The sequence below is a fragment of the Mariniflexile fucanivorans genome (genome assembly GCF_004341235.1).
In the GTDB taxonomy this organism is placed as follows: Bacteria; Bacteroidota; Bacteroidia; order Flavobacteriales; family Flavobacteriaceae; genus Mariniflexile; species Mariniflexile fucanivorans.
In genome coordinates, this window is record NZ_SLUP01000002.1 from 575,829 (window position 1) to 599,133 (window position 23,305).

General features: G+C 33.2%; 17 protein-coding genes. All 17 read right to left on the reverse strand.

The window, feature by feature from the left end; genetic code table 11:
* Positions 1 to 5: 5 nt before the first annotated feature.
* Positions 6 to 1,733, reverse strand: a complete 1,728-nt coding sequence (locus tag EV196_RS05910; RefSeq protein WP_132216063.1) for a LamG domain-containing protein — start codon at positions 1,731 to 1,733, stop codon at positions 6 to 8.
* A 30-nt stretch (positions 1,734 to 1,763) separates the two neighbouring features.
* The gene (locus tag EV196_RS05915; protein WP_132216066.1) at positions 1,764 to 3,311 is read right to left on the reverse strand and encodes a RagB/SusD family nutrient uptake outer membrane protein; all 1,548 of its coding nucleotides are present in this window, start codon (positions 3,309 to 3,311) and stop codon (positions 1,764 to 1,766) included.
* 11 nt (positions 3,312 to 3,322) lie between these two features.
* Entirely contained in the window at positions 3,323 to 6,352 is a 3,030-nt protein-coding gene (locus EV196_RS05920; RefSeq protein WP_132216069.1) for a SusC/RagA family TonB-linked outer membrane protein, read from the reverse strand.
* A gap of 227 nt (positions 6,353 to 6,579) precedes the next feature.
* Complete coding sequence (locus tag EV196_RS05925) at positions 6,580 to 9,369, reverse strand: helix-turn-helix and ligand-binding sensor domain-containing protein (RefSeq protein ID WP_132216072.1); 2,790 nt, start codon at positions 9,367 to 9,369, stop codon at positions 6,580 to 6,582.
* A 280-nt stretch (positions 9,370 to 9,649) separates the two neighbouring features.
* Positions 9,650 to 11,722 (reverse strand): hypothetical protein, encoded by a 2,073-nt coding sequence (locus EV196_RS05930; protein WP_132216075.1) that lies wholly within the window; start codon positions 11,720 to 11,722, stop codon positions 9,650 to 9,652.
* 89 nt (positions 11,723 to 11,811) lie between these two features.
* On the reverse strand, positions 11,812 to 12,432 hold the full coding sequence (gene ribA / locus EV196_RS05935) for a GTP cyclohydrolase II (RefSeq protein ID WP_132216078.1): 621 nt from the start codon (positions 12,430 to 12,432) through the stop codon (positions 11,812 to 11,814).
* Between the two features lie 73 nt (positions 12,433 to 12,505).
* Complete coding sequence (locus EV196_RS05940) at positions 12,506 to 12,895, reverse strand: NifB/NifX family molybdenum-iron cluster-binding protein (RefSeq protein ID WP_132216081.1); 390 nt, start codon at positions 12,893 to 12,895, stop codon at positions 12,506 to 12,508.
* Between the two features lie 57 nt (positions 12,896 to 12,952).
* On the reverse strand, positions 12,953 to 13,360 hold the full coding sequence (locus EV196_RS05945; protein ID WP_132216084.1) for a DUF134 domain-containing protein: 408 nt from the start codon (positions 13,358 to 13,360) through the stop codon (positions 12,953 to 12,955).
* 297 nt (positions 13,361 to 13,657) lie between these two features.
* A complete protein-coding gene (locus EV196_RS05950; protein WP_132216087.1) occupies positions 13,658 to 14,701 on the reverse strand; it encodes a YncE family protein in 1,044 nt (347 codons plus the stop codon).
* 32 nt (positions 14,702 to 14,733) lie between these two features.
* Positions 14,734 to 15,780: a cytochrome D1 domain-containing protein gene (locus EV196_RS05955; RefSeq protein WP_132216090.1), complete on the reverse strand. Its 1,047-nt coding sequence runs from the start codon at positions 15,778 to 15,780 to the stop codon at positions 14,734 to 14,736.
* Positions 15,777 to 17,462, reverse strand: coding sequence for a GMC oxidoreductase (locus EV196_RS05960; protein WP_132216093.1), 1,686 nt, complete (start codon positions 17,460 to 17,462; stop codon positions 15,777 to 15,779). Before EV196_RS05960 ends, EV196_RS05955 begins: the two co-directional genes overlap by 4 nt.
* 7 nt (positions 17,463 to 17,469) lie before the next feature.
* Positions 17,470 to 18,042 (reverse strand): gluconate 2-dehydrogenase subunit 3 family protein, encoded by a 573-nt coding sequence (locus tag EV196_RS05965; protein ID WP_132216096.1) that lies wholly within the window; start codon positions 18,040 to 18,042, stop codon positions 17,470 to 17,472.
* A gap of 36 nt (positions 18,043 to 18,078) precedes the next feature.
* Positions 18,079 to 19,269 carry a glycosyltransferase family 2 protein gene (locus EV196_RS05970; RefSeq protein ID WP_132216099.1) on the reverse strand — a complete coding sequence of 397 codons (1,191 nt, stop codon included), beginning with the start codon at positions 19,267 to 19,269 and terminating at the stop codon, positions 18,079 to 18,081.
* 77 nt (positions 19,270 to 19,346) lie between these two features.
* Positions 19,347 to 20,285 (reverse strand): acyltransferase family protein, encoded by a 939-nt coding sequence (locus EV196_RS05975; RefSeq protein ID WP_132216102.1) that lies wholly within the window; start codon positions 20,283 to 20,285, stop codon positions 19,347 to 19,349.
* A gap of 20 nt (positions 20,286 to 20,305) precedes the next feature.
* Positions 20,306 to 20,929 carry an acyltransferase gene (locus tag EV196_RS05980; protein WP_132216105.1) on the reverse strand — a complete coding sequence of 208 codons (624 nt, stop codon included), beginning with the start codon at positions 20,927 to 20,929 and terminating at the stop codon, positions 20,306 to 20,308.
* 1 nt (position 20,930) lies between these two features.
* Positions 20,931 to 22,133: a glycosyltransferase gene (locus tag EV196_RS05985; protein ID WP_132216108.1), complete on the reverse strand. Its 1,203-nt coding sequence runs from the start codon at positions 22,131 to 22,133 to the stop codon at positions 20,931 to 20,933.
* Positions 22,130 to 23,299 carry a glycosyltransferase family 4 protein gene (locus EV196_RS05990; RefSeq protein WP_132216111.1) on the reverse strand — a complete coding sequence of 390 codons (1,170 nt, stop codon included), beginning with the start codon at positions 23,297 to 23,299 and terminating at the stop codon, positions 22,130 to 22,132. The genes EV196_RS05985 and EV196_RS05990 overlap by 4 nt, the downstream gene beginning before the upstream one ends.
* Between the last annotated feature and the right edge of the window lie 6 nt (positions 23,300 to 23,305).

Here is a 23,305-nt window from a genome sequence, read left to right on the forward strand (position 1 = left end):
ATTTCTTAATTATAAATAGCTTGCACCTCTTCTAGAGACAATGCCTTATTAAATATTCTTAGCTCATCCATGAGCCCTTTCTCTGTTTTATGATTCCATCCGTTAAAGTTAGGGTCGCCTGACATAATTGCCAAATCTCCTACACCTGTCCAATTCAACCCTGTAAAGACAGATTCGCCAACCAATGCACCATTCATGTACAGAGTAGCTTTACTTTCTGAAATCGAGATTCCGAAATGTACCCACTCATTTAAGGTTGGATCAATTGTGGCAGGTGCACCTGGGTTAACCCATGTAGCGTTGGTTCCATTACCCACAAGTAGTATAAATTTCTGAGCAGTGGCACTCCCTTCACGAATCAATCCAAACCCACTAGGCTTGTCTGAAGGACCTGCGGGTAACGCTGGGGCCATATTAATTATACTAGCTCTAGTATCCGACCCATCGATTTTTAACCAGAATGTGGTGCTAAATTCATTTCCTTTTGCCAAATCTGTAGAAGGGAAGGTTAAATAGGAGTCCGCTGCACCTTTATAGGCACCATTTCCAACTTTAGCACTAGTACTAAACCCTGGTGATCCAACTTCTGTTGCATCCTCTTTTGAAACTTTATCGGTAAATGATCCTTCAAATGGCATGTAAAATTTTTGACTGCTTAAAGCTATCTGTTTTACTATGTCCTGCTTTGTTAAGGCGACATTGAATAATCTCAACTCATCCATTAGCCCTTTCTCCGTTTTATGATTCCATCCGCTAAAGTTAGGTTCGCCTGACATGATTGCCAAATTTCCTACACCTTCCCAATTCATCCCAGTAAAGGTAGATTCGCCAGCCAATTCTCCATTCATGTACAACGACGCTTTACTTTCTGAAATTGAGATTCCAAAGTGTACCCACTCTTCTAGGGTTGGATCAATTGTAGCAGGTGCACCTGGGTTCACCCATGTTGCATTTGTGCCATTACCCACTAGTAGTACAAATTTCTGAGAGGTGGCACTGCCTTCACGGATCAATCCGAACCCACTAGGCTTATCTGAAGGACCTGCAGGTAACGCTGGGGCCATATTAATTATTCCTGCTCTAGTATCTGACGCATCGATTTTCAACCAGAATGTGGCACTAAATTCTTTGCCTTGAGCTAAACCTGCAGCAGGGTAGGTCAAGTAGGAGTTCGCTGCACCTTTATAGGCTCCACTTCCAACTTTAGGAATACTACTAAATCCTGGTGACCCAACTTCTGTTGCATCGGTTAGCGTTAACAAATTTGTGTAGCTACCGTCAAAGTTCATATAAAAAGTTTCACCATTAAAAAGAGGCGTATAAGGTGGTACTTTACTAAAGTTTACTGTTGAAATGGTTATATTGCCAACAATGTCAGTTGCTTCTACGGTTAAAATGTGATCTCCTGTAGTTACATTATCATAAACCATTTCTTGATTCACAATTCTGTAATCTAGAAAATCACTATAACTTGCAATTTCTGCACCGTCTAATTTTATTGTAATTAAAGACAATTCTATATCATCTTGGGCATTAATCTGGATACTTACCGAAGTTATGGGCTCTGGAACTTGTATTTCAAAACCATTTAATGGCTTAATTATATTTACAACTGGTGCTCCAGCATCTGGTCCAGGATCGACCGCTGTTATTGGATCGATGCCTTCGTTGCAAGAAGATAATGCAAAAAATAACGCAAAGATTCCAATAAAATATTTATTTAATGTTTTCATATATATCTGTTTATTAATATTTTAAATTAATTATCTAGGAACATTCGCCAATATAGGGAATTCGTCAATTTGATCTTGATGATACGTTACAAACGCTTTATCTTTAGTAAAGGTTCTACCTTCAAAACTTAACTCTTCATATCTTTCCAACCTCACCATATCAAAAAATCGTTTGCCCCATTCCATGGCTAGTTCAGCATATTTTTCATCTACGATTTGATCTAAGGTAACACCACTTAAAGGAGCAAGACCTGCTCTTGTTCGCACTAAATTAACTGCGTCATCTTTGGTCATAGCAGAATTTGTTGCCCCGTGAGATAACGCTTCTGCATACATTAAAAGCGTTTCGGCATAACGATACACAATATAATTTTTATTACTTCCATAGTCAGTACGTCCTGTAATTAATTGATTACTTGGTAAATAGTGTTTTCCACTACAAAATTTAGCTCTGGCATTATCTTTTAGAACATCTCCATCTCGCGTGGTTGGAGACACAAAAGATGGTAAGGTTGCCGCTGTATAGCTGGTTGTTGCTATAATGTCGTTTATACCATTTTGTGTAAATAACACGGTGGTTTCCAAACGTTTTCTATCATTTCTATTCAACATAAACGTTACATATTTTAGAGTAGGTTCAAAAAAGCCCCACCCCGCACTTGCGCCGGCAACAGCAGGTGTCCAACCATTAGGACCATAAGGTGCATAAAGATGGCTTACTCTGATACCAGTACCTTGTCCAAAATCGGAATACTGAAATTCATAAAGACTTTCATTACTTAACTTCCCTGGGGTTTTAAATAATTGGTAATAATCGTCCATTAAGCTAAATTTTCCTGAACTAATAATTTGCCCAGCAGCATCTGCTACCGCTTGATAATTTTTAAGTTCTTGGTTTGCTAAAGCTTTAATGTGTAGTGCTGTGTATTTTGTAACACCGCCTTTTAAATCGGTGCGCTCATTGGGACGTTTATCCAATAAAAATGGAATAGCTTCATCCATCTGGTCTGATAGATGTTGCATAACTTCATCTTTTGTAGGGACAGACGTTACATTTGCAAAATCATTTAGATTTGAGGATGTTGGAATAAACACAGAGCCATATACTTGCGACAATTGAAAAAGCAATATAGCCCGAAGTACTTTTGCTTCAGCTACGTATTGATTTCCTAACGCAACGCCATTAGCATCTGCCAATTCCATGTATCTCCCAATTTGTTCCATACCTGTATGGGCTTTAATTATATCACCATAATACGTTTCCCATAAGGTTCTAGACCCAAAAAAGGAGTTATCGTATACATAGCGATCTTGATTTTTAAGACCTTGTTGATCTCCGGCAGCATTAACATCATCGCCTCTGGTGGAAACCACTAACGGTTGTTCCCATCCTCTATCGCCCACTGATTGATAGACACCAATGAGTGGAAAAATCATATCGGAGGTTTTTGAAAAATCGGTACCACCAGCAAAATTATTATTAAGTTCGGGTTGGTCTAGCTCTGTAGAGCATCCTGTGAGCATCATACCGATTACGGCTAATAGCACAAGAAATTTATTTGTTTTTAAATGTATCATAGCTATTTTTTTTAAATTTTAATATTTACACCTAACGTATATACTCCTGGAATAGGATACGTTTGATCATCTCTTCCATCCCCAACCTCAGGCGTAAAGCCATTGTATTTAAAGAATGATAATGGTCTTTCAGCCGTTAGATAAAATCGAATATCAGGATTGAATTTTCCTTTTAATTCTGGTAGTGTGTACCCTATTGTTACGTTTTGTAATCGTACAAAATCTCCTTTTTCAACAAAGAAACTATTCAAAAACTGATTGCTCCAAGGATTTCTTATACCTCTTGCTGAAGGATAGGTGTTTGAAGTTCCTTCACCATGCCAACGATTCACCGCAAAATCTCTATCGATATTAGGATCTGAGGTTTGACGAATGGCAAATCGTTTCATGTTTGCTATTACGTTGCCCCCTTGACCAATAACATTCATTGAAAAATCCCAGGCCTTATAGTTAAGTCCAAAATTAAATCCAAAATTATAAGTTGGTAAATAAGAGCCTAAATCTACGCGATCCTGAGCATCCAGTGTCGTGTCTCCATTTTGATTTACAAATTTAAAATCTCCTGGTAGTATCACCAATCCACGCCCTATGGCTTCCTGTGCTAAAGGGTCGGCAGTAATTTCTGCAGCTGTTTGATAGACTCCTGCTACTTCCAGTCCATAAAAAGAATTTATAGCACCGCCTACAACAGAACGTTGTGCGGTATCACCACCAGAGGTTAAATTATCTTGTCCTGCTAAATCCAATATTTCATTTTTTAAGGTTGAAAAATTGGCTCCAATGCTATAACTGAAATCTTCTGATACGCGTTTATTCCAATCTAAAGCTATCTCAAATCCTGAGTTTCTTATAACACCTACGTTTTGGCGTGTTTCACCCGGCACTAACAGTCTTGAAACAGGAATGATGGCATCTCTGGTTTCTCTTGTAAAGTAATCAGATTCAATGGATAAATGATTATCGAATAATTTAGCGGTAAGCCCAAAGTTTGTTTCTGCTGTCACTTCCCATTTTAAAGCTTCAAAGTCACTATTGGTAACCAATCCTGGATATAAAACATCGCCAAATGCAGCATTTACTTCCTCGGAAGTTATACCTCCAGTACTGGCATTAACATTGGCATTTCCTAATTCACCCCAACTTGCTCTTAATTTCAAAAAATCGAAAATACCATTATTTTTCATAAAGGATTCCTCAGAAACAACCCAACCAGCACCTACAGTAGGGAAATAACCCCATTTTTCTTGATATTTACTGGTGCCATCTGCACGAAATGTACCATACAATAAATATTTATTATCATAATTATATGCCACACGTCCAAAATAAGAAAAGAAATATTGTCGAACGCCATTATCACCAACGCCGCTTATATCAATAGTTTTTGCTAAATCTAAATAATAAGATTCGTCACCAATTCCAGGTCCATTTGGAAAGTTTAATCCTTTGGCTTCTAATTGTTCAAAAGATCGATCTCTAAACGATGTACCTGCCAAAACTGTTAAATTGTGTTTTCCAAAATCATTATTATAAGTTAGTGTATTATCCCAAGTTTGTTCAGAAAACGTTTCGTTTTTCTTAACTAATTCGGCATTTTCTCTAAATGCATTTCCAACACCAAAAAAATAAGGGAGTCGTACATCTCTAACTTCAAGCGTTTCAAAATTATGAGAATACGCTGTTTTAAAAGTTAGGTTATCAGGTATAAGTTCATACTCAATATCAAAGGTCATTAAAGTATTTCTTGTTTTATTCCTGTTTTCAGTATTTTCCATTAACGGAAATGGGTTTTGAGTACCCCTATAGCCCAAATCATTAGCGTTTGCATAAGGTCTTGGATAGGCATCCGTTTTTGATAGATCGAGAACAGGCATTATGGGTACCGCAAAATATGCGGAGCTAAATGCGCCTTCCTCTGGGCGGTATCTAGTTGCATTACTAAAAAGCGCAGAAACACCAACCTTTAAACGATCACTAATATTTGCGTTTAATTTTGTTCTAATATTAAAACGCTCGTAGTCATTTTTCATTCTAAGAATACCTTCCTGTTCAAATTGGCTTAAACCCAATGAATAGGTAACACTTTCAGTTCCTCCAGTAACACCTAAACTATGGTTTTGTATTTGGGCATGGCGTAAAATCAAATCATACCAATCTGTATTTACATCGGGGATATTAGGATTAACTCGACTACGACCATAACGTTGCATCGCATTATCTATAAAACTCGCTTCGGCTGCAGAACCAGACTCTCTAGCTAATGTAGAAAATTGTTCAGAGTTTGCTAATTTAACTATGTTTTGTGCTATCTGAACACCTTGATAACCATTATAAGTAATTTGAGGTTTTTGATTTACTTTTCCAGACTTGGTTTGAATAAGCACTACCCCATTAGCAGCTCTTACTCCATAAATGGCAGATGCTGAGGCATCCTTAAGTACTGAAATGGTTTCAATATCTTCACTATTTAAAAAATCGATATCGTCATAAAACGTACCATCTACAACATAAAGTGGATTAGAAGCGTCGCCACTGTACGACCCAAGACCACGAACTCTAATAGTAGGAGAAGTACCAGGTGCACCACTACTAACTACTTGAAGACCTGCAACTTTTCCTTGTAGTGACTGCATGGCAGCACTAGAGGGTGTTCTTGTAATGTCTTCTGCTTTAATGGTTGTAATAGACCCTGTTAAATCGGCTTTCTTTTGTGAACCGTAACCGATAACCACAATTTCATCTAACGAAGCTATATCTGTATTCATAGCAACGTTGATGGTTTTTTGGGTTCCAACAGTTATATTAACTGTTTTAAGCCCCACAGAGCTAAACTCCAAAATTTCGCCAGCTTTAACCTCTATGGAATAATTACCATCAAAATCTGTACTAACTCCCCGAGTTGTTCCTTTAACGATAACATTAACACCAGGGACTGGCATATTATCTTCTGAGCTAGTAACTACTCCCGAAACTGTAATGTTTTGAGTAAAGCCACTAACTGAAAATAGAAAAAATAATAGTAAAATAATTTTCGCTTTCATATAGTTTTAGTTTAATATTTAGTTAGGTACAAGATAAAACCAATTTTATATTTTAAACAAAATACGCTTACACTTTAAATACGCCATAAGGTACCAAAAGTTCTAAATAGCTTTATTTGACGTAAGTTAATTTAATAAAAAAGTGAGTAAAACACCAAACGAAAACGCTGTATGACGTAGTAATGACGTAAAAATAATTATGAAAAACGTATTTTTTGAAGTAATTTTTAAAGATTTATCAAATAATCAGACACAGAAATATCATTTTCTAAATCCAATTTCTTTTTTAATCTATATCTGTGTGTCTCTAAGCCTCTTACAGATACATTCATTAAAGGTGCAATTTCTTTATTTGAAAGGTTCATTTTGATGTATGCACAAATTTTTAAATCTTTTGGAGTTAAAGTGACATGTTTGGTTTTAAGTATCTTGAAAAAGTCTTCATGAACTTGATTAAAGTTATGTTCAAAAACTTTCCATTCATCCTTATGCGCAATAGAACTGTCAACTTTTTTAAGAATCTTTTTAAAGGCGTATTGATTATCAAAGCTATCCTTATTGACCGATAACTCCTTTTTAATATCTTGTAAAGTCTCATTCTTCTTAACCAGTGCCATAGCTGTATTGGCCAATTGTTTACTCTTTAATTTAATTTCATTTCTTAAAGATTCATTTTTTAATTGAACTATTCTCTTTTCATTTTCTAAACCTTTCTCCCTAACAATTTCTTGTTGCTCCTTAGCATATTTAATTTTTAACAAACGCTGTTCTCTTTTAACTTTTTGTTGATTGAAGTAATAAAATAAACCTAAACCAATTACTGCAAGCACAAGATAAAGAAGCATACCAATAGTATCTTTATACCAAGGAGGCAATACTTTTATTTGAATTTTTGTTGGTTCGGATGTTTTTCCCAAATAATTACTTGTTCTAAACGAAATAGTATAAGTACCATCTTTAAGACTGGAAAGCTCTAATTTATTTTTATCCAACTTTTGCCATTTATTTGAATCTAATTCTGAAATGGTGTATTCGAAAAAATGATTATTGGATTTTGGTGATGAAATAGAGACGCCAAAACTGCTATTTAACTTGATTGATACTGGTTTATTTGGTTTAATTTCTATTAATTGTTTATCTATTTCAATGTGGTCTATTATTGGTTTATCTAACACTGCTTTAGAATAGGACTTGCTGTCTACCAACATAAATCCGTTATTTAAATTGAGCGCAAAGGTTGAATCGTTTATTTTAGATACATTTTCATTCCCAACTATCAGTCTGTTTTTATAATAATTATTTGATAGCGATATTTCTTTTTTATCATCAATTAAAGATTTAAAATTAATAGCATCGTTCGCCCCTTTTAAAACCAACTGATCGATATCGTCTTCAGAAATTATATAAGAACTTCTACCAAAATTTTTATTTAACAAATCGTATGGAACTATACTGTCTAATATTGGTTGATACCTTAACCAACCGTCATTGGTTTGAAAGCATATATCACTTTTTATTTTATAAACCCTCACATTAAAATCAGAGAAGACTCCTTTTTTATTGTAGTTTTCTATATGTGTTATGGTATCGTAATTTTTATCAAACTTAATTTTATATAAGCCTTTGTATGCATGAGCTGCCCAAGCGGTATATTGATCTTCAAAAACCAAATGTTTAATTGGCATCGTGGTTTCTCCTAAATGTTTAGAAAACCATATATTGTTTTCTTTTTTAAATTTAACCAGACCTGTATATGTACCTTGAATGTATAAATTATTTTGCTCAGGCACTTTTTTTATAACCCAACCACCTGTTACAGAAGATAAGGGCTTAAGTGAAAAATCTTTAACCAAAAAGGTACCTTCATTATGTCCGCAAAACAACTCGCCCTCAATTTCCTTTAAGTTCCAAACTTGTCCTTGAGAGCCTTTAATAAACTGTAGTTTATTTTCTTTATCTATATAAAATAGCCCTGTATTACTCCCTAAATAAACAATGCCTTTATATTCAATTACATCGTAAACAGCCCCTAACCTTCCGGAAACATCGTTAAAAAAGTAATTATGGTTATTTAAATCAACACTTGCAATACCATTATCCAACCCTAGCCATAGTTTGTTATCTTTATCTAAACATTGGCTTAATATGGTGTTGTTTATAAGGCCATTTTCTTTATTTACATGCGAAATAACCTTACCTGCTTTATTTGTAAAATATATCCCATCTTTAATAGTTCCAAAAGCCATGTTTCCATTTTTAAGAACAGAAAAACCGTTTAATAAATGTTGTTTAATTAAATTATTGATTTCAAAATCTATTGGCTTGAGCGTATAGTTTTCATAAATAAAACAACCTTTTAGAGATGTTATTAAAAGTAACTTTCCATTATAGTTAGTTATGAATAAGACTTTAGTATTCTCTATGGTCTTATCCATTATTTTTAAGACCAATTCATCGTTTTTCAATTCAAAAATACCATTATGAAGCGTTGCTACATATAACTTACCATCAACTACATTACAAGAAATAACTATGGATTTGGGCTTAATCTTCTTTATTTCACCATTCAATTTATATATGTAAATGTTTAAAAAAGACCTAAAAACAATACCTTCTTTAAATGGTAAAATTTGCCAAATTTCTTCATTTGGAGAAATCTGTTCTTGAATTAAATTACTTAAGGAATTATAAATTAATACTCCCTTGGCATCTTTTTTCCAATAACCAAATTCTTCGTAAGATCCTGTGTATATTCGTTCTTTATACGCTAAAACAGATCGGATGACCGTTTTGTTTGGGAGTTCCATAAAATCCCATTTAAGACCGTCATATTCTAATAAACCATTATTATTTGCAGCATAGAGCATGCCGTTCTCGGATCTTGAAACACCCCAATTTTGATTTCCAGCATTATATTCAGACAATGAAAAATTTTGAAAAAAGGGTGTGTATTGCGCATGCACACGGCTAAAAAAAGACATTAAAAACATTAAAACAAAAACAGACTTGTATTGCATTCTCAAAGTTTATAATTTTTTAGCGGAACTAAACAAAACTAGTAAATTTAAAAAATAAAAGAGCTTATGAAAAAAGATTTCCATCGCTTTGGATCATTCTTTTTATATTTATGCTAAATCACATATTGCTGATTTTTATGTGATACATGACAAATATACAATAACAAAGAAAAAACTTATGGCTAGTTTCAACCTACTACAATAGATTTAATAAAATAGATTCTACGTTCTAGTATGTAGAAGGTAGAATCTATTTAGTTGTTTTTTATATAATCTTGTACTAATCCAACAATTCTGGATTACTAAGAATCAATTCTATCTTTTTAATAATTACAGTAATTTGATTCATTTGTGTTTCTATATTTCTGAAATAGAGGCTTATATCTCTGTTAACCCAACTTTCTGAGATAACTCTTGCACCCAAACTAATTCTTAAAATAGCACTTTCAATATCATTTCCATATTTAACATTAACTGCTTGTCCAATATGGCATTTTTGAGCAGCAAGCCTAATGATTTCTAAGGGAGCATCTTTAAATTGATCTGACAAATCAGAATTCAACAATGTGTAAAGTTTTTTTACTTTATCAACCGATAATGCTTCATTGTTCTTAATGATAAAGAAAGGGAAAATGGTACGAATATTACGTATTCCAAATTCTTTACTATTATAACTATTTGTTTTTGTTTCATCCCCATAAATAGGTTCTAGAAAAGTAGCTTCTTTAATGGAATCATCAACAAAATTGCAGAACATTTCAATACCCATATTTCTATATAAAATTGGGGTTCTGAAATATCTGTCCATTTCAACTATAGCAGCATTCCAACGCATATAAGAACCATAATTATAACCATCGGACAAATCATTTGAACAGAACCAAGAGGTTGGCCAATCGGAATGGTTATAATATTTTGTCAACCCTTTTGGTAATGAATTTTTTACCGAATGGATTAATTTACTAACGCTTTTTGGCAAAATTAAGGCTCCAGAGTATGGAGGTCCTGTAAAGTATTTACTTCCTGTAATACTTACTATATAGCCTTTATTTAAATAATTTTGAATATCAGCAGGATCCAACCTAAGTTGTGCTGCATCTACAATAACTTGTAGTGATAAATTTTTGATTGAGTTTAAATTTTGCATTAATTTTTCACTTGGCGATTGATAGCCTAGTTTTGATTGATCCATGGTATGCAAAACCACATGCCTGCCTAATTCGTTGGTTTTTGATATGGCATTAAATACTTCTTCATCTAATTTGGCAGTAGATTTTAATGCACCGTTTTCATCTCTAAAAGGAATTTTAATTAAATCGATATCACGGAAGCCCTCAATTTTATCGCCTTTTTTAACAGGATGATTTAAGGCGGTATTATTTTCAAAATGACATCCTTTTAACGCAGCAGGCACACCACTTCCAGTTTCATCTGAAGCGACTAAAACATGCGTAATATTTTTATCGGAAATAATTTGAGTGATTGCCGCTATTTGAAGTGCTGAATCGGTACCCGATGGGGAAAAAATTATTTGACACTCATCATTTAATTTGAATATTTTTTTGAGGTTGTTTTTTAGTAATTCAGAAAACTCAAGAGTGGCATCTTTGAAACCGTTTTTTAAGCTATTTCTTATTAATATACTTCTAACTTTGTCTGTTTTGTCGAACGCAAAATTGGAAACGCTTGTTGCCGTAGATGACGCAAAAGTAAATGCTTCGGGTCTTGGAAATGGCCTGCAACCATATTTATTCAACAAATTAATTTCATCTATATTCAATCGAAGATCGCCACCGTCCATTAATAAATATTCGGTAGGTTTTGCTAAGTTTTCAATAATAGGTTTCCATGATTCTTTAAAGCTTTTGGTAATGCTTTTTAGCCCATGAAAATCTTGCAGTGGTTCATATTTCGATAATGATTCCGTGTTTAAACCTTCATCATTTTTGATTAAATTCAATAAAAAATAATTAAGAGGCTCTAATTTTTCTTTATCATCTTGAGGCAATAATTTATAAAATATTTTAGTTACTTCAAGCGCAGCTATATCACACAAAACAGTATCATTTTTTTCGCTACTTAAAGCCTTATACCACAGCTGCCACTCAATACCATAACGCAAATAAACTAAAGCTAAAACGGGTTGGTTTAAAAATGAAGTTCCAATAATAATAGATTTGTTTGGAACAATTTTAAAAGCATCGGGCACACTTGTTGAAGTAATAATATTTATGTTGTTTATTTTAGGTACGGTATTAAATCTCTTTAAAACACGAACCAAATAATTCACATTTTCTTTTTCAAATAAACTTGTTCTTTTATATTGATCTTCAATAAGAATATTATTCGTCATAGGTATTATAATTTAAAAACGTTCAGTTGAACGAAGTTTTTTAATTAGGTATTATTGGATTAAAATCCAATGGTCAGGTTTAATATTTGTTATAATTTCTGCTTTTCTTCACTAAGTTGATGTCCCATTTGGACTTCTTTTGTATTTAAATAGTACTTATTATAAGGATTTGATGGTATAATGATAGGTATACGTTTTACAACCTCAATTCCATTTTTTTCCAATCTAATAATTTTGTCTGGATTATTGGTTAACAACTTTATCTTTTTTATGCCTAAAACACTAAGCATTTCAGCAGCTATATTATAGTCTCTTTCATCTGGCGCAAAACCTAAATGTACATTTGCCTGTATCGTATCCATACCTTCTTCTTGGAGCTTATAGGCCTTCATTTTATTCATAAGCCCAATACCTCTTCCTTCTTGTTGCAAATATACTATTATTCCGTTTCCTTCGCTCTCAATTAATTTCATAGCTGCTATTAATTGATCTCCACAATCGCATTTTAACGAGCCAAATAAATCTCCGGTAGCACAAGCTGAGTGAATTCGTGTTAAAACAGTCGTATTTGGCACAAAATTCCCTTTAATTAATGCGATATGTTCGATACCGTTTAATTTTTCCTGAAAGGGAATAAGTTCGAAGTGACCATATTTTGTTGGAAGTTTAACCCGCTCTCCTATTAAAATATTTGTATTTGTATCAATCATTGATTAATTTTTTTCTTAATGAATTCAAACATATAAAAAATATAAATGCCGAAAGGAAACATGCTTGCATTTGTTAATTTGATGAATGATGACAAAGATTATTTTTATGGTTTTGGCTATGTTTTAAACAACTAATACCGCTATCGGAAATTTTTCCTTCTATGAACTTCAAAATAACATCAGCAGAATCGCCCGAGCACCCTCTCACCACATTAATACCTGCTTTTTTTAATTTATCAACTGCTTTATAGCCCATGCTGTCCGATAGCATAAATGAAACCCCTCCCTTTGCTAAAAGGCTAATGATATTTGATTCGCAGAAGCATCCATTTTTCGATTCTAACAATTGCAAGTCTAAAATTTCATTAGTATTGGAAAACGTGTAAATTTCATAAAACTGACTATGCCCAAAATGTGTTTCTATCTGGTTATCTCTTGTTATTGGTACCGCAATTTTTTTCATTATTTTAAATTTAATCTTAAAACCTTATTTAAATTCTTTTTTAAACTGAATTTGGCTTTAATCATTCAGATTAATTAATTCCTCTTTATCAGAAGTAGAACAATCACCACATTTTATACTATTTTCAACCCCTGTGACTAATTTGAAACACCGCTTGCATTTGTACCAATCTTTATCAAACTCAAATTCGCCACCATCAATTAAAAGTGATTTACCTTCAACAAAGGCCTGCCCAATTTTCTTTAAAGCACTATTATAAATCCTAGTAAGCGTAGGTCTGGAAACCTCCATTTTATCTGCCGCCACATCTTGCGATAGGTCATCATATATAACTAATTTAATCGTTTCGAATTCCTCGTATTGCATAATAACATGCTCCGTATCGCAAAATGCAATACCAAATGGTTTAAAACCTTGCATTTTTGGTGGATTATTAACTTTTCTCTTCTTTTTTGGGCGTGTCATCAATCAAATTTTAAGCAAATATAATGAACTTACGTTCATAATACTGTTAATCTTTTTAAAAAAAACTAAACTATAGCAATATAAATACTTGGTAAATTGGACTAGTGATAATAATACTACAAGAATAAAAGTGATAAGTATTAAAACTGTTTAATTTCGTCCATGGAAGTGACTAGAGAAAAATGCACCCATTGGTAAATTCAAAATAATTAAGTGCAATTATAACCTTCAAATACGGAATTGGCAATATAACAACCGAAATATTGATTATTATTGGTGAGTAAATTAATAGTTTTTTTATTCAACAAAGGCTAATCCATCTGGAATTTTTCCCGTTCCTATAGTGCTAACCAATGTTAAGGTTTTCATGTCTATAACTTCAATTTTATTAGCATTTGAATTGGTAACAAAAGCATACAACCCATTGGGATGCATTAAAATGTTAACGGGTCGTGGTGTATGGTAAAGTACTCTTTCAAGGATCGATCCTTTTCCATGAAGATGAATGGTTTTAATCTTTTTCTTAGATTTTTGATTGAAAACAGAAACAACACCTTCAGTAGAATTTACAATAAAACAATATTTTCCGTCTATTGAAAAATTTAATTTTATGGCTTCATTCCCTGAATTTAAAGTTTCAATAACTTCGTAAGTGTTAGTATTTATAATAGAAATTGTATTCAGTTTTGTGTTTGTAACCCATAATTCTGAACCATCGGGTGTAATAGCAATGCCTTTTCTACCCAATCCGCAATTAATAATTTTAATCACCTTATTTAAGTTTAAATCGATAACACTAATTGAACCCGAATCAATATTGGTTACATAAACAATTGCTTGGTTGGGATGATGCACCAAAAGATGACTCTTTTTTTGCTTGGTAGATATTTGTTTTTCAATGCTATCGGTTTCAACATTAAGTACTAATAAATCATCATTATGATAATCAACTAAAGCCACCTTATTGGCTTCTGGAAGAGCTATAATACCATTAACTTTATATCCTTCTAAACCAATAGTTTTTTCAACTTCGTTGTTTTTGGTATTTAAAATTTTAACGGCGAACCCTCCATCAGATTCATAATTTGTAGCAACAATTCTACGTTCATCTGCTGTGGTAATTGCTTCATACGACAACATATCGATTGGAATTTCGGCTATTTCTTTTCCATTAGACAAATCAATGACCTGAACATCTCTACTCCCCTTATTTACAACATATAATTTACCTGTGGTACTTATAGTGTAAGATGGTAATCTAAAAACATAAATTGATAACCTGAATAAAAGGAAGATGACTCCAAATGATAGAAATAAATATTTTATACGCTTCTTAAACATTTCAAAATAATATAATAATAGCCGTTATAGTGCTACTCAACAATAGTTAATCCATCAGGAATTTTTCCAGCTCCAATGGTACTAACCAATGCTAAGGTTTTCATATCAATAACTTCAATTTTATTTGCATTTGAATTTGAAACAAAAGCATACAACCCATTAGGATGCATTAAAATACCAACAGGACGAGGTGTATGATATAAAATTTTTTCAAATAAATGTTTTTTTCCTGGAATATCAATTATTTTAATTTGTTTTTTTGATTTTTGATTGTAAACTGAAATAGTACCATCTAAAGCATTAGTAACCAAACAATAAGTACCATCAATAGAAAATTTCAATCTTAATGATTGATTTCCAGCAGCTAAAGTATGTGTCACCTCATTTGTAACTGTACTAATAACATTCACCGTATTTGCTTTATTATTTGATACCCAAACTTCCGAGCCATCGGGCGTTATATCAATCCCTTCCGTTCCTAAACCACAGGGAATAATTTTAATTACTTTACCCAAATCAATATCTATAACACTTACCGAACTTGAAACCATATTGGTTACATAAACCCACGGTTTTTTAGGGTGAAGCACCAATAAATGACTCACTTTTTGCCCAACAGGTATTTTCTTTTCAATGATGCCAGTTTCTACATTAACAACCAATAAATGGTTTCCACTATCTGTAACAACCCCCACAGTATTTGAGTTGGGAAACGCCATAATGCCATGAGGCCTTAAACTTTCATCAAGCGCTATCTCTTTTTCTATGGTGTTATTTTTTGCATTAATTACGGTAACACTTTTACCATCAACCGTAGCGTCACCATAATTAGTAACGACAATATTTTTTTGGTCGCTTAACGTAACAGCTTCATGGGGTTCTATTTTAATAGGTAATCTGGTTATTTCTTCACCTTTAAATAAATCGAAAACCGTAATATCACTACTAAGTTTATTAACAATATACAATTTGCCATTTGTTTTAATAGTGTACGAAGGACTTCTAACCACTAATAATGCAATGATTGCAGAAGCAGCAAGTAAAACAAATAAAAACGATGCTATTTTAATTTTTTTCATGATGGATTTGAATGAAATTGATCAATAGCAAATTTGCATGCTCTTGCCGTAATTGCCATATAAGTTAAGGATGGGTTTTGACTTGCTGAAGATGTCATGCAACTTCCGTCGGTTATAAATACATTTTTAACATCATGCATTTGATTGTGTTTATTTAAAACCGAGGTTTTAGGGTCATGCCCCATGCGTGCCGTTCCCATTTCGTGTACTGCCGATCCTGGTGGTGGACTGTTACGGTAACTACCAACATTTTTAAAACCTGCTTTTACCAACATTTCTTCGCTCGTTTTAGTCATATGCTCCATCATTGCTAATTCGTTGGAACCGTATTCAAAATGAACTTTAACGATGGGTAAACCCCATGAATCTCGATTTTGATAATCTAATGAAATTTTATTTTCATAATTAGGAAGTACCTCACCACGACCGCCAAGTGAAATTTTCCATTCACCAGGAGTTTGTAATTGTGCTTTTAACGAAGCTCCAAAACCAGTTGTAGCTTTCGTTTCCCAATTTTCTCTTTCACCTTTTCCTTGAATGCCGTAACCTCGAACAAAATCGGTGTTTTTAGTTTCGTTATTTAAATTTTGAAATCTTGGTATAAAAATAGTTCCTGGCGATCTGCCTTCATAATACTTATCTTGTAAACCATCAAAAGTACCATAAGTCCCCTCGTTTACCACATGATCCATTAAATTGTGACCAACTTGCTGGCTAGAGTTCCCTAACCCATTTGGAAACGATTCGGAAACAGAGTTTAACAATATTGCAGCTGTTGCAATTGCCGAGGCATTTAGGAAAATTATTTTAGCGTAATAGCTAATTTCTTCTTTAGTAATCGCATCAATTATTTTAACTCCAACGGCTTCTTTTTTGGTTTCATCATAAATAACTTCTTTTACAACCGAATTTTCTCTTAACGTTAAATTACCTGAGTTATAAGCATCGAGCAAGGTTGAAGAATTACTACTAAAATAGCCTGAAAAAGGACAACCTCTACTGCACAAATTACAGTACATACACTGGCCTCTACCCTTCTTCCGTTCTGTGAGGTTTGCTACTCGACCGTTAATAATAAGCCTATCGGAATATTGCTTACTTACACTTTCTTTTAAATATTTCTCGATAGCATTCATTGGTATTGGTGGTAAAAAAACACCATCTGGCAAATGAGGCAGAGATTCTAAACTGCCGCTAATGCCCACATAATCTTCCACATAATCGTACCATTCTTTTAAATCGTTATATCGTATTGGCCAATCTACACCATGGCCATCTTTTTTATTGGCTTCAAAATCTAAATCTGAGAAACGATAACTTTGTCTCCCCCACGTAAGTGAACGCCCCCCCACTTGATAGCCACGAATCCATTTAAATGGATTAACCTGAACATACGGATGCTCACTATCTTTAACATAAAAATGCATATCGGCAGCATTACAATGGCTACTTTGAACGGGTCTTTCATCTAATTCTTCATTAGTTAAATGCGTTCTATGTTTAAAATCCCAAGGATTTTTAAAAGCTGTTGTATAGTCTACAATATGCTCTACGTTACGTCCTCTTTCTAAAACGAGTGTTTTTAATCCCCCTTCGGTAAGCTCTTTTGCAGCCCAACCACCACTTATTCCAGAGCCTACAACTATAGCATCAAAAGTGTTTTTTTCTGTTTGGTTTTTCATAGTATCATTATCTTGTAGCCCAAGCTTTTTGATTTGTATTTATTGTTGTAATAGCTTCGTATTTACCAGGAACTGGTGCATAATTTAAATGTACCGTGGTGCCGAGTTCTGAAGTGCAATAACCTTCAATAGTTAATGTTTTTAATAAATTGAAGAAAGAACGCCCTCTTAGTTTGTTATTGATTTTTGAAAATAGACTGTTTGAACCTGAGTTATTATCCAAATCTTCTAGTAGTACCATTTTCTGTTCCATGGTACAATTCTCAAAAGAGGCATCGTAAGTATTTAAACAAGTTTCCTGAAGATCATTCAACCCGTTGAAAAAATTATTATACTCTTTGTTTGAAGCGCACGATTCCATAAAATCAACAATGTAATCTTGAACTTTGGCTTCTTTAGCTCCAGGGGTTTCGGTGGGCGGAATTATAACGTCTACTAATTCTGCGATTAAATTTAAATATTTAGGAAGCTGCCCCTTATTGGATGCCGAGTTTCCTGAAACATATTTTAAACCAACATAAGAAACGATGCCAATACCTGTAAGTCCTAAAATGCTGCCTAAGGCTTTTCTTCTGTTCATAATTTTGAAGTGTTTTATTTCCTTATTCTTTTAAAATTAAATAGCACGTTGTGCACGCTCCCAGTTTACCGATTGCGATTTTTTCATATACCTAAAAAACCCTAACACAACTGATAAATTCATAATAAAAAAATAATAGGGCACGAATAACAATTTTACTTTTATTGATTTATTTTCTAAAAACCAACCCGTTAATGCTGCTACATAAAAAAGTATTTGCAGCCAAAATAATAGAGAATAAAGACCAAAATTTAAAAGCCCTTCATTTAAAGCCAATAAAAATGATACTGGAATTAAGAGCAATAAACTAAGAGGTGTTAAAGTCCAGCGTAATACACGGTGCGATATGTATTGAAAAGAAAGCGTTCCGTATTTAAAAATGTTTAATAATGAACGTAGCCTAACAACCGATTGAATACCACCTGCGGAAATTCGTATTTTTCGTTTCAATTCTTCTTTCACATTAGCTGAAGCTGATTCTATAGCGTAAGCTTCCGGATCGTATTGAATGGTATAACCATCTTGTGCAACTCGTAATGACACCATAAAATCGTCTAACAAAGTGTCTTTTTCAACATGGCGGTAAAGTGCTGTTCTAATAGCAAACAATTCACCCGCTGCACCTACTACGGAATATAGTTCGGCATCCCATTTTTTTAGAGCCGATTCATATTTCCAATATAAACCTTCACCAGCACCCGATGCCACATCGCTTTCCTTATCAATTATGCGTTTTTCACCAGAAACACAACCTACTTTTGGGCTACTAAATAAATTTACAATACGCCGTATTGACTCTTTACCAAGATTTGTGTTCGCATCACTAAAAATGACGATAGGTGTTTTTACAAATTGCATACCACGGTTCATGGCGCCAATTTTACCATTACGCTCGTCTAAATGATGAACGGTTGTATTTGGATAATCTTTTAATAGATTGGGCGTACCATCATCTGAACCATCTGTAACCCAAACAATGTTTAGTTTTTCCTTAGGATATTCTAGAGCCAATGTATTTTTCATTTTGGCATGCACATAATCTTTCTCATTATATGCTGCAATAAATAAAGTAACTTCGGGTTCGTAAGACGTATCTATTTCTGCTTTTTTTCCAATATTGAAAGCTCTTCTTATTTTGATAATTAAGAATAACAAAATACCATAACCAACGTATGTATAAACTATTATAAATAATAATATCCAGAATACTATTTTTAAAACCATCATATCTCTTATTTTTTATAATTATTTATCGGCTTCCTAAAAACAAAACCCTTGTTATTTTAAATTTATTTAGAATTTTTTCAGCTAAAATGGGTAGCAAAATACCTGCTGTTAGTGACATTGCGAATATTAACGCTATGTAATTTTTGAGGTAAAATCCTTCCGCCTGCTGTTCCAAATGCATGGAATAAATAAATTGAATATGCAAAACCACCAACCCATACTAACCAGTTTATTTCAATTTTTGAACTTAGCAACACCATAGTTGCCGTAAAACCAATAGTTAGCCCAACGATATTATCTTTATGCACCACATAATCAATCACCTTAAACCAAGATAACTGCTGAATAATAACACAACCAACTAATAAAATAATGGAAGCATATAACACTTTTTTACTTTGGAAGACTTCTTTAAATCTGTTTAAACCTACGCCTAAAATAAAAGAAGGCAATAGGTAAAGTGTGCCTTTATAGCTCAAGTAATTTGGCACTTCAAAAGGAATAAACACATCTCTTAATAATAATGCTAGTACAGAAATACAAAAAATTAATATCCAATTTGTTATTGAATTCATCTTATTAAACGCATCAATTAAAGCTACAATTATGAACACTATAAACAATGAATACAAGTACCAGAATAAGGTGTATGGAAAAAACACTAACTTCCAAATAGCAGTTAATTCTCCTTTATTATTTGTTCCTGGTGTAAAATATTGGAGTAAAAAATAACAAGCACCAACTACTAACATTGGGATAAGAAGACGTGATACTTTTTTTGAAATAAATTTTTTAACACTACCGTAAACGGGAGGCCTTAAACTGTAAACCCAACCTGCTAGAATCGTGAAAAGTGGCATTTGTATTGGGTCTATAAAGGTGTCGTAGAAATATCGAAAAAATGAATCGTCACTAACTTTCATGCCTCCATCTGAACCAGAACCAATAACATGACCTATAACCACCAACAAAATGACAGCGCCTCGAAGTGTTTCTACAGTTTGATCTTTTTTCATAATTCGAACACGTTAAAATATTATACTTTATTTACCTTTTCCCAAACCTTGGTATCGGGGTTATATTGTTTTAAAACGCGTGCAGGATTACCAACAGCAACCGAATAGGATGGTATATCTTTGGTTACCACACTTCCTGCGGCTATTACACAATTTTTACCAATGGTTACACCTGCCAAAACAACAACGTTTGCACCAATCCAAGTTCCATCTTCAATAGTTATAGCAGATGTAGAAACACCTTGCACATGGATAGGGCGAGATACATCTTCGTAATTATGATTTAATCCTGAAAGGGTAATGTTTTGCGCCAAACGAATATCATTTCCAATAGTTACAGGTCCAATAATGGTATTACTTAAACCAATTTTAGTTCTATCTCCAATTATAACGGGGCCAACACCATTGTTTATAGCTGAAAAATCTTCGATGGTAGAATCTATTCCTAATTCAAATTTATTCCATGGCACTACATCCATTCTTGTACGGAATCTTACAATAGCACCTTTACCTTTTTTATGATAAAATGGGTTTACAAACCATTTTATCCATAATCTTGGTCTGGTTTGTTTTGGAATTAGAATAGACCAATGAACCAGTTTTTTTAAACCTTCATTCGATTTTATTTTTTCTTTTAATCCCATATCATACTTTGTTAGTTACTTTTTCAATGGCTTTGTAAATGGCATTCACATTATTTTCCCAAGTATGGCTTTTTGCGAAATTGGCTCGTTTTTCTGAAAGTTCATTGCTATTTTCTGCTAAGGCCTTTTCAGTTAAACTGATGTAATCTTCTTTTGTTGAACCCAAATAAACATGCTCCTTAAACATATCCATAGCTTTGGTTTTAGTAGCGATAATTGGTTTTCCCATCGCTAAATACTCATCAATTTTTCGAGGATAATTCCCTATGGTTAAATTGTTGGTTAACTGCGGATTCATAGCCACATCAAAACCTTTTACATAATTTGGAAGATCCTGACTGTTCTTGCTTCCAAGAAAATAAACATTGGACAACTTGTGTAAATATGAGTTTTTAAAATCTTCATCTTCAGGCCCAACTAAAACTATACTCCAATCTTTTCTTTCTTTCGCCATAAATTCTAACAAACCGATATCCAATCTTAAACTTGTTAAAGAACCTACATAACCAATAACTGGATGTGGAATATTTTTAAATTCTGCTGGAATAGGAATGGCATTATTTTCGTCACTAAAATGAGACACATCGCAACCTTGACCAACCATATAGCTATTGGGATTGTATTGACGACAAAACGCTTCAAAAAACTCAGAATTAGTTAAAACCACATCGGCATTTTTTACAACTTGAGGCTCTATACGCTCACCATGTTTTTGCCAATACGGTACTTTTACAAGATAATCGCGCATATAATACGCATAGGTTTTTGGCTGTAAAAGTGCTTTTAAATGAAGTCCTAAAAACATAGAACTGTCGTTAAAAATAATAATGTTATTGAAATTCAACCTATCTGCGCCTGCTTTTATATCCTTTGCAAATACGTTGGCATTTTTTTTATTTAAAAGTTTGAAAATAGCGTGAATTGGCATCCAGTTAATGGACTCCACCATGTTTTTTGGGTATAAATTCCAAAGATTTTTACTTATTTCAACTAAATTATCTTCTTCACCATTTTTAATTCGGATTCTTTTTTGAATGGTTTCTTTATGTTTTTGTTTTCGCATAACCGACCTAACCATGGGCGGATTCACATACAAAACACGATTGTTTTTAGAAAACTCTAAAGCAATGTTTTTACAGTTACTGCCAATTTCTATATCCCACGCCTGTATACCTACAACTATAATGTCTCTACCTTGTATCATGCTTTTATTTTTTTAGAATGTTCGGCTTCAATTAATTCATAAAGCTTTAAATAATCGGTTGCCATTTGTTTCCAAGAAAACTGTTTACTTCGCTCTAAACCTTTTTCACAAAGTGAAATTCTATAAACATCATCATTTAATATTTTAATGATTGCTTTTGTTATTTCATTTGGATTAAAAGGGTCGATTATATGTGCAGCTTCACCAGCAACTTCTGGCATTGATGATGTGTTTGATGTAATAACCGGAACGCCACAAGCCATAGCTTCCAGCATTGGAATACCAAAACTTTCTCTTAACGATGGGTATAAAAACACATCGCATTGCGAGTAAATAGCTGGCAAATCGGTATTTACAACATAGCCTGTTAAAACAATATGGTTAATAAGATTTGTATCTTCAATTTCTACTAAAAGCTTATTTAACTCGGTTTTATCGTAATCGAGCATCACCAATTTATGATTCGATTTTGATTGTTTTAAAAAATCTGAAAATGCTTTTAAAGTTCCTTTTGTATTCTTTTTTGGATCTGTATTTCCTAAGAAAAAGAAAAAATTATCGGGTAAATGATATTGATCCTTAACTCTTTTAAGCTCTTCTTTATTGGCTATTGGTTTAAAATGCTCGCTTACGCCATTATAAATAGCATCTAGTTTATTGTTGTTATCAATACCAAAAAACTCACCAATTCTGTTTTTTTCAAAATGGGAAACTGTAATTACCTTTTTGCTGTTTTTCACAACACGTGGCACGACTAATTTTCTATATATATTTCCGAATTTTTGATAGGTACTCGCGCTACTTGTAAGTATTTTTGAATAACTACTTTCCATATAAATAATATCGTGAAGAATGGTAATTAACGGAATATTCGTAAAAAATGGTGCCGTATTACTAGTGCAATGCAAAACATCGCAACCATATTTTTTTGCCGCTTTTGGTAATGCTATCTGCTCCCAAGTTGGGTATGGACCACCTTCTAGCTGAATAATTTTAAAGTTTGAAGTTTCTTTAAGAACAGAAGAGTCTTCATCTGGTTTCACAAAAATAAAGTACTCATTTTTATGATCTATAAGCTGAAGATTTTTAATAAGCTCCAATGCAACCATATCCATTCCATGCTTTTTTTTCCTAAAAAGTCGTTGTCCTTCTATACCTATTTTCATAATTAT